The organism is Candidatus Saccharimonadales bacterium (assembly GCA_036397795.1).
Taxonomy (GTDB): domain Bacteria; phylum Patescibacteriota; class Saccharimonadia; order Saccharimonadales; family DASWIF01; genus DASWIF01.
The window spans coordinates 1-8,843 of sequence record DASWIF010000010.1; the positions used below are offsets into that span (position 1 = coordinate 1).

The window sequence follows — 8,843 nt, forward strand, 5'->3', positions numbered from 1 at the left end:
GGCTTGGGTTATGAAGATATGTTACTGACTATCGTAAATCTAGCCTTTGACCGCCAGGTAGAAACGACAGAACCTATAAAACCGCTAGTCTTAAGCGCTGCCGCACTTGACACTGTAGCTGCCGGCTGAGCCGAGCTCGAGCTCGGCTAAAACGGATAGTTGATTTCAATCGCGCCGCCCTTAACGTCGCTGACCCCAGTATAGAACTCGGTGTTGATAGGATCGAGAACTACGCCACCGGGGAATTCGCAATTAAAAATATCTTTTTTCTTTGGCAGGCAGTCCGGAAAATCCCGCCGCTGGCTAATAATTTGCAGCTTGTCTATGGAAAAATCAACGGGGTTGAATACGGCGGAGATGGCGTAATACTCCCGTTGGTCGTTAACTCGTCTGGCGATGTGGCCGATTAGGCCGATCAGCCCGTCTTCCAGAGCGTGAGCTTCGTTAACACCGCCCCACTCGACGCCGTCTTTAAATAACTCGTGAATAAGCGGGGCCCGGATTAATTTTTCCGGTGATAACTCTTCTAGTCGGTTGATGGTGGTGAAGCCGGCTTTGCCCAAATTGCCCGACGCGGGATCTTGGGGACGGGTAAATACGCCGATTAGGCCAGCTGGCAGCTCGACCAAGCGGATATCCTTCATGCCAGGCGGGCCGACAGCGAAGCGGGAGAGAGAAGCGAAGTCCGGTCCGCGCCAAATTTCCGTTTGCCATGACTTGTCACCCGGGCGAAACGGATGGTCGAAGACCTTAACCCCGGCCAAAATAATCTCACCGTTAATTATCTTTACGGCCGGATCCTGAAGCTGGTATACCGGCAAATCGGTTTGCAGTTGCCAGTTATCGGCGTCCTGATGGCGGAAAATACCGGTATAGGAATCAAACTCATTGTCAAACGGCTCGACTCGGGCCGCCAGATAGGTTTGCCCGTGGTGCTCAAAAGGAGCGGTGCCGTTGTAAACCGTTAAGTCGCCGTTGCCGGTAAAGTTTAAAAACCGTCCCGGGCTACGCGGCTTGGGAGCGGTAAGCAACAAGTCTTCGATCAACAGTTGAGACTGGTTGAATCGTTCGTAATTTTCTAACCGTTCAGCCGTAACCATCAGCTGCTGCCGCTATACATCTTGGCCCTAATGCTACTAAAAAATAGGATTTCGGCAAGTCCCACCCCGGGCTGAGTTGTTTTTGCCCTCGACAAAAGATGCCCGCCGGGGCTATAGAATGTTACGATTATCGCCAGATGAAACTCCAAATAATCACGTTGTTTCCGAAAATGTTTGACGGGCCGTTTGCCGAGAGTATGCTGCTTAAAGCCCAAAACAAGGGTTTAATTAGCGTCGAGCTGATTGATTTAAGGCAATTTGGGCTGGGACCGCGCAAAACGGTCGACGATACGCCCTATGGCGGGGGTGACGGTATGGTGCTTAGGCCAGAACCGATCGCGGCGGCTATCGAAACAGCTCAACAGACCAACGACAAGGCTAAAATTATTTTATTAACACCGAGCGGCCAGAGACTGCGTCAGCCACTGGTGAGGCAGCTAGTCGCTGAATCCGGATTGATACTGGTCTGCGGTCGCTACGAGGGCGTAGACGAGCGGGTAGCCAGTTTGGTTGATGTCGAACTATCGGTCGGCGACTACGTTTTGACCGGCGGTGAGATTCCGGCCATGGTGGTGGTGGACGCCGTCAGCCGATTGATACCGGGCGTATTGGGCGGCGAGACCTCAGCCGAGATCGAATCGTTTGCCGACGGCGAGACGCTCGAGTATCCGCAGTACACCAAACCGGCCAGTTGGCGGGGATTGGTCGTTCCCGAAGTATTGTTAAGCGGCCACCACGGCGAGGTTTTAAAATGGCGGGCGGATCAGGCCGCTAAGCGGACTCGGGGTCGAGCTGGGCGTTGAATTTGCCCATCACGGCATCCAAGCTTTTTAGTAATTGCCCAAAACGAGCATAGCGCTGGCCCAGAGTACGGCCGGCGTCCGGGCCGGTTAAGACGACAATAATATAATCGCCGGCAGTTTTCGAATAGACGATGCCGCCGTCATGGGCGTAACCCTCTAAATCACCGGTTTTATGGGCCAGTTTATCGCCCGGAGCCAAGCCGGTGGACAGACGGTCGTTGATAGTCTGGGCTAACAGAGCGTTTGTTAATTGTTTATTGCTATTTTTACCGAGCAAATCTACTCGATAGATGTGCTGAAACAGCCGGCCGATGTCGCGGGCGGTTGAAACCGGATAGAGACCCCGCATATCGGTTTGCTTGTAACCGTCGTCGTGCAACCGGCCGAGACCTTGGTTACTAGTCAAGTCGGTTAGGCTGAGCAGGGCATGGCCGCAGGGGTTGTCCGAGACGGTAATCGAATCCCAAATACATTTGTCCAGCGTCCGCCCGCCGGCATCCGCTAGCACCGAACTGCCGCTTAGGGTTTTAGCATCCACCAACTTTAGGGCTTCGAGGGCGGCAAACGGTTTATACAGGCTGGCGGTTATGAACTGCTTGGTGTCGTTAATTCCAGTAGCTAGACTGCTCGGCAAGTGCTCGACAAACACACCTACGCTATTGAGTTCGGTTTGGTCGAAGTCGCTTAAAATTTTGTCCAACGCGTCTTTGAACTGGTTCATAATTCGGGCTTGATTAATTGATTCATCTTCGTCTGATTGTAACGCAATTACCGGCAACTTGGTTTGGGGCAAGGAAAAGTTGATATTAGCCGGCTGAACCAAACTAACCACGCGGAGCGAGGCGTACAAAATCAACACCAGGCTGGCGGTAACAGCAAACGCAAATACGTCAATTGAGACCAGTTTTTGTTTTGGTGTCATTTTTATTTTTTGCCCACACTAAAATGTGCTGATTTAATTTTACCAAGTTGAATACAGAATTGACAACTAATTAGCGGTATAATAGCAACCAGCTAAGTTGTTGGAGGGGTTATGTTTAGACGAGTTAAATCGTTTATTAAGCCAGCCTACGCCCATTGTGATTTACCGTGTGGCGTGTATGATCCGGCCCAGGCCCGCATCGAGGCTGAGTCAATCTTGAAGATCTGCCAGAAATATCCTGATTTGTCGGCCGAAGACAAGTGGCGGGCGGTCAGGATAAAGGAAGATCGGGCGGAGCTCGTCAAGCATCACTTATGGGTGTTATGGACCGATTATTTTAAGCCGGAACACTTAACCAAGCAGCCCGACCTGCACGATCTGTTTTGGCGCGCGGCTAAACAAGCGGGACAGACCAAAAAATCAACCGATGCCAAGCCAGCCCAGCGGCTGTTGGATTTGATAGCTGAGATAGCCACGGCCTTTGAGGCCACCAAATGAGATTGCCATTGACGCTAAGACGCGTGGTCGGCCAAAGCATGTGGCCAACGCTGGCGTCCGAGCAGATATTGATTATCAGCCGCTGGACAAAGCCGCAGCTGGGCAGTGTCGTGGTGGCAAGGGTTGGCGGCCGGGAATATGTCAAACGGGTGGTCTCAATTGAAGACGGTGACTATATTTTGCTGGGCGATAACTACTTTCACAGCGTTGACAGCCGCGAGTTCGGGGCAGTCGGACCGGCACAGATCGTCGGTGTGGCTCTGGGCCAGCCGCGGACTTTCTCGACCTATTACCGAGCGGCCGGACAAGCGGGCTAGGGTTCATTAATGGCCAAGGTAATTAATTTAATAAAACGTTACCCTTACGAATTGGCCTTTTTTATTTCGGCGGCCGCCACTGTTGGCAGTCTGATACTGAGCAATATTTTGAATTATCTGCCTTGCGAACTGTGCTGGTACCAACGAATTTTTATGTTCCCTCTACCGTTTATCTTAGGCGCCGCCATGCTGCGCCGGGACAAGCAGGCGCATTTATACGTTTGGCCCCTGGCGCTAGTCGGCGGCTTAATTGCCTTTTACCAAAGCCTGCTCCAATGGGGCGTCATCAAAGAGGATCTATTGTCTTGTTCGCTGACCAGCCAGTCCTGCGCCGTACCACAGATAAATTGGTTTGGCTTTTTAACCATCCCCTTTGGTTCATTTATTATCTTTTTGACAATCGGCGGGCTGATGTGGCTGGCCGCGAATAGCGCCCCAGCGATAAAGTTTGGCCGTTTAGAGCAAGACCGGTTGGTAAAACTGATAATTATCGTAGCGATAAGTGCCATCGCGGCGGTTTTAATAATCAACCGCGCCACAGTTTAAGCGTAAGCGCATTGTAAAAACCTTCAGCCTGTGTTAGAAAGGTGTCATAAGGAGAGAACACTTTATGGCAGCAAAAGACAAACCGGCTAAGGCCGCAAAAATTTGGGGGCTGACCCGTATTTCGCTCGGGTTAGTTTTTTTATGGGCATTTTTTGACAAGTTAATCGGGCTCGGCTACGCCACCTGCCGCGACCCGCAAACGGATACAGTGGCGGTTAATTGCGTCCGGTCGTGGCTCAACGGCGGGTCGCCGACCAACGGCTTTTTGCAGTTCGGTACACACGGGCCGCTGGCTGATTTCTACCAAGGGTTAGCCGGAAATACGGTAGTCGATTGGCTGTTTATGCTCGGCCTTTTGGGTATTGGCACGGCGCTGCTATTTGGCATAGCCATGCGGTTGGCCGCCTGGTCGGGTGCATTATTGCTGCTCATGATGTGGTCGTCAGCCTTTCCGCCGGAAAATCACCCGGTGATCGATGACCACATTATTTACGCGCTGGTACTTATGGGCCTTTATAAAGCTGACGCCGATCAGGTGTGGAGCTTGAGGGGCTGGTGGCGTAAAACCGGTTTGGTTAAGCGGTTTCCAGTTCTAGCCTAGCCCTAAGTCCAAGCTGTGTTAATCCCAACAACAAAAGCGGAGTGGTTTAAACGTGCTAAAAGCCAAAACTATCAAACGGATGTTAGCCAAGAGAATCCAGGGGCAGATTCTGAGCAGTCGAAAAATTTTAAAAAATTACTCTCACGACGCCAGTTTGTTTGAGCTGACTCCGAAGCTGGTGATCGAGCCGCGCAACGCGGCCGACATTGGCGCCATCGTACAGTTCGTTAACGAGCACCGCGACCACAACCCGGAATTATCGTTGACCGTCAGAAGCGGCGGCACCGACATGTCGGGTGGGGCTATCAACAACTCGCTGATTGTCGACCCGACCAAGCACCTAAATGGCATCGGCCGGGTGGACGAGGACGAAATAAACGTCGAACCAGGGGTCTATTACCGCGATTTCGAGCCGATTACTTTGGCCGCCCGCCAATTGATGCCGTCCTATCCAGCCTCGAAGGATCTTTGCACCATCGGCGGTATGGTGGCTAATAATGCTGGCGGGGAAAAGTCGCTGATTTATGGCAAGACCGACAAATACGTCAAGCAACTCAGCGTCGTCCTGCGGGACGGCAAAGAGCACACCATCCGTCCACTAAGCGGCGCGGCACTCAGAACTAAACTGAAAGAGCCGAGCCTGGAAGGCCGTTTGTATAAACAGATCTATGATCTAGCCAGAAAAAGCCAGGCGGTGATAAAAAATTCCCGCCCCAAAGTCAGCAAAAATTCCACTGGCTATAACATCTGGGATATGTGGAACGGCAAAACCCTAGACTTGACCAAATTATTCGTTGGTTCCCAAGGAACGCTCGGGGTAGTAACTGATGTCAGGTTTAAATTGGTGCCGGCCAAGCCGCTCTCGGGCATGGTCGTGGCCTTCTTTCCGAATATGGATCGGCTGGGCGACGTCATCAACGCCGTACTGCCGCTCAACCCCAGCAGCCTAGAATCATTCGACGAGCATACTCTGAAGTTTGCCATCAGGTTTTTTCTCAGCTTTCGAAAGACCCTTGGCCTTAAGCGGTTCGTTTTATTGGGCCTGAGTTTTATCCCGCTTCTTAATAAATTGCTGAGGTATTTGCCCAACCTGCCCAAGCTGATACTACTGGTCGAATTTGAAGGCGATAAACAAGCGGAAATCGACCGGCAGATCAAGCGTGTGCAGTCGCGGCTTAAGACATTCGATATCGAGACCCATGTGGCAGCCGACAAAAAACACGAGGAAAAATTCTGGATCATGCGGCGGGAGAGCTTTAATTTGCTGAGAAAAAATGTCAAGTCCAAGCATACGGCGCCGTTTATCGACGATTTGATCGTGCCACCAAAATACTTGACTCAATTTCTTCCTCGCTTGACCGAAATTATGGAGCGTTATGAGTTTCTTTATACCGTCGCCGGACATATGGGCGACGGCAATTTTCATATCATCCCGCTGATGGATCTGACCGATATCAACGAACGCTCTAAAATCGAGCCGGCGTTAAAGGAGGTCATCGAGCTGGTGGTTAAATACGACGGCTCCTTATCGGGCGAGCATAATGATGGCTTGATTCGAGGGCCATTTCTAAAGGACATGTTTGACGCCGAGACGCTGAAAATTCAGCAACAAATTAAAGATATCTTCGACCCCGACAACATTTTCAACCCGCATAAGAAAACCAAGGCCGATTGGCAATTTTCACTGCAGCATATGCGCCGGCGGTTTTAATGTCGCCGCGGAGAATTATAATCGTCGGCGGCGGATTTGGCGGAGTCAGGCTGGCCCTCAATTTGAGCAATGATACGCGCTTTGACGTCAAACTTATCTCCGACCATACCTACTTTGAATACCATGCCGCCCTGTACCGGTCGGCGACCGGACGTTCGCCGTTGGAAGTAGCCATTCCGCTGAAAGATTTTTTTGAAAACAGCAAAAACATCGAGGTCGTCAACGACCAAATAACAGATATTAATCCGGATAAGAAACAGTCTTTAGGCGTTAGCGGATCGACCTGGACGTACGATGTTTTAGTCTTAGCCGTCGGCAGCGTTACGGCTTACTACCAAATCCGCGGACTTAAAAAGTACTCTTATGGTGTAAAAAGTATCCACGAGGCGCTTGAACTTAAACGCCACCTGCACGACAGCCTAATAAAAGGCTACGAGGAAAACGATTATGTGGTAGTGGGAGCGGGCGCGACCGGCGTCGAGCTGGCGGCCGAGTTGACGGCCTATTTGAGTGACATCCGGCGGCGCCACCAGCTGCCTGAGCGTTCGTTTAGAATCAACCTGATCGAGGCCGGTAGCCGGGTTATGCCACTGCTGCCAGCCAGTTTCTCTCGGCGGGTTCAGCGTCGGCTCAAGCGGCTCGGCGTTAACCTCTATTTAGGCATGGCCGTCAAATCAGAATCCTATAAGTCGTTAAAACTACCGACTGGCTCGATTGACACTAGAACGGTTGTTTGGACGGCCGGCATGACCAATAATCCGTTGTTTGCCCAGCACGCGTTCTTTAAGTTAACTAAGGGCAATAAAGTCGAAGTAGACGATCACTTACAGGCAGTTAACGATGTTTTTATAATCGGCGATAGCGCCGCCACCAAGTTCAGCGGTATGGCGCAGACCGCGCTGCACGACGCTAATTATCTAGCCGATAATCTCAAGCGGGTAGCCGCCGGCAAACCCCCACAACGCTATCAGCCGAAACGGCCGATTTACGCGATTCCGGTCGGGCCGCGCTGGTCGGCAGTTCGATGGGGCCGGGCCGAAATTTATGGCCGGATCGGCTGGCTGCTCAGACGAGTGGCTGACTTGCGCTTATATTGGCGGTTTCTGCCGCTAAAAAAAGCCTTGAGCATTTGGAATTACGGCATCGAGATAGAGGAAGACTGTGAGATTTGCGCCGGTTCCGGTTGAGCTAAAACCCCATTTAGGATGATAGACTAATGACATGGCCGATCCAGCCAGCCGGGACGATGTTTTGCGTCTGACCAAAATGGTCGAGGCGCTAAAGGGTGGTTTGCAAAGCAGTTTGCACGACGTTAGCGAGCACTTAAGCCTAATCCATAACGATATTAAACAGTTTGTTAAAACGCTAGAAGCGATCAAAGAGCTCGAACCGCGGGACGAGCCGGACTATGCCGCCCAGACCAAACATGCGCTTGATAGTTTGGCGGAGGAACTAAAGTCGTCTCGCCAGTCGCTAAAAAAGAGCCTGGATCGGATCGACATAGACCAGCAAAAAATCCGTGAATACCTGGAAAAAAAGCAAAGACCCCGCCGCAGACTCTACGGCTAACCCGGTTATTTGATAATTCCAAACCGATAACTGATAATTACGGTGGAACAAAAACAGCATTTTTTACAGTTCGTCAAACCAAGGAGCCGGAGGTCGACTGTATGACGAACTGAGAGGAAAAAGCCTTCTTTAAGCGGCCAGAAACGAAACTGTCTAAATCAGTTGAGTTTCTGAAGCCCAAGAAGAGCTTTGACGATGGGGAGTGGCCAAGCGGTAAGGCGCCTGCCTCTGGAGCAGGAGATCGAAGGTTCGAATCCTTCCTCCCCAGCCATGACTTGCACCAAAGAAGACATTAGTGTATTGCCCTTCAATAAACGAGAATTAATGATAATAAAACAGGTACGTTCTCTATATAACACAGAATAATCAATATGAAATATCGAGTATCTCGGCCAGAAATTCCAGTGCTATGGCTTGACACACACGCTATCACTGCGCTTTCAACTGCACATGAACAACCGGACTCCTCAGATTCAACAGTGCTAGTCAACAGGGAAATACTAGACCGCCTTAGGGATTTACGAAGGAATGGATCTATTTTTATTTTTGAAACCGACCAGATGCGTGAAATTGAAGTTAAGTCTAGTCTTGGTGATTCTGCAAGAACAGTGGTTGCCCAATTAACCCTAGGTGTACGAAGTAGCTATGTGAATATTCAGGATAATCAGATTTCTAGAGCCATGCAGGCCGCAATCAGCGGTGCGAGTGAAATGGAATTAGATTTCCCTTCTGCATTCCGTGGTGATCCATTTTCTCAGGAACAGCGGGGAGAATTT

The 8,843-nt window shown here is 50.9% G+C and carries 11 protein-coding genes and 1 tRNA gene; 10 read left to right on the forward strand and 2 right to left on the reverse strand.

Annotation, left to right across the window (positions count from 1 at the left end; translation table 11 throughout):
* Positions 1-146: 146 nt before the first annotated feature.
* On the reverse strand, positions 147-1,100 hold the full coding sequence (locus tag VGA08_00605; protein ID HEX9679106.1) for a DUF1861 family protein: 954 nt from the start codon (positions 1,098-1,100) through the stop codon (positions 147-149).
* Positions 1,101-1,237: 137 nt separating this feature from the next.
* Here VGA08_00605 and trmD point away from each other — a divergent pair, with 137 nt between their 5' ends.
* Positions 1,238-1,903, forward strand: coding sequence for a tRNA (guanosine(37)-N1)-methyltransferase TrmD (gene trmD, locus VGA08_00610; GenBank protein HEX9679107.1), 666 nt, complete (start codon positions 1,238-1,240; stop codon positions 1,901-1,903).
* Here the strand turns inward: trmD and VGA08_00615 are convergent.
* Entirely contained in the window at positions 1,872-2,825 is a 954-nt protein-coding gene (locus tag VGA08_00615) for a serine hydrolase (protein HEX9679108.1), read from the reverse strand. The genes trmD and VGA08_00615 overlap by 32 nt on opposite strands.
* Before the next feature lie 111 nt (positions 2,826-2,936).
* Here VGA08_00615 and sodN point away from each other — a divergent pair, with 111 nt between their 5' ends.
* The 9 genes from sodN to VGA08_00660 form a co-directional block, all read left to right on the forward strand.
* Positions 2,937-3,323, forward strand: a complete 387-nt coding sequence (gene sodN / locus VGA08_00620; GenBank protein HEX9679109.1) for a superoxide dismutase, Ni — start codon at positions 2,937-2,939, stop codon at positions 3,321-3,323.
* Complete coding sequence (locus tag VGA08_00625) at positions 3,320-3,640, forward strand: S26 family signal peptidase (protein ID HEX9679110.1); 321 nt, start codon at positions 3,320-3,322, stop codon at positions 3,638-3,640. Before sodN ends, VGA08_00625 begins: the two co-directional genes overlap by 4 nt.
* 9 nt (positions 3,641-3,649) lie before the next feature.
* Positions 3,650-4,186 (forward strand): disulfide bond formation protein B, encoded by a 537-nt coding sequence (locus VGA08_00630; GenBank protein ID HEX9679111.1) that lies wholly within the window; start codon positions 3,650-3,652, stop codon positions 4,184-4,186.
* A 64-nt stretch (positions 4,187-4,250) separates the two neighbouring features.
* The gene (locus VGA08_00635; GenBank protein ID HEX9679112.1) at positions 4,251-4,787 is read left to right on the forward strand and encodes a hypothetical protein; all 537 of its coding nucleotides are present in this window, start codon (positions 4,251-4,253) and stop codon (positions 4,785-4,787) included.
* A gap of 79 nt (positions 4,788-4,866) precedes the next feature.
* Positions 4,867-6,498 (forward strand): FAD-binding oxidoreductase, encoded by a 1,632-nt coding sequence (locus VGA08_00640; GenBank protein HEX9679113.1) that lies wholly within the window; start codon positions 4,867-4,869, stop codon positions 6,496-6,498.
* Positions 6,498-7,685 (forward strand): FAD-dependent oxidoreductase, encoded by a 1,188-nt coding sequence (locus tag VGA08_00645; GenBank protein HEX9679114.1) that lies wholly within the window; start codon positions 6,498-6,500, stop codon positions 7,683-7,685. Before VGA08_00640 ends, VGA08_00645 begins: the two co-directional genes overlap by 1 nt.
* 34 nt (positions 7,686-7,719) lie before the next feature.
* Entirely contained in the window at positions 7,720-8,067 is a 348-nt protein-coding gene (locus VGA08_00650; protein ID HEX9679115.1) for a hypothetical protein, read from the forward strand.
* Between the two features lie 196 nt (positions 8,068-8,263).
* Positions 8,264-8,338: transfer RNA gene (locus VGA08_00655), tRNA-Gln, on the forward strand.
* A gap of 100 nt (positions 8,339-8,438) precedes the next feature.
* The coding region (locus VGA08_00660) for a hypothetical protein (GenBank protein ID HEX9679116.1) at positions 8,439-8,843 on the forward strand (405 nt) is incomplete at its 3' end.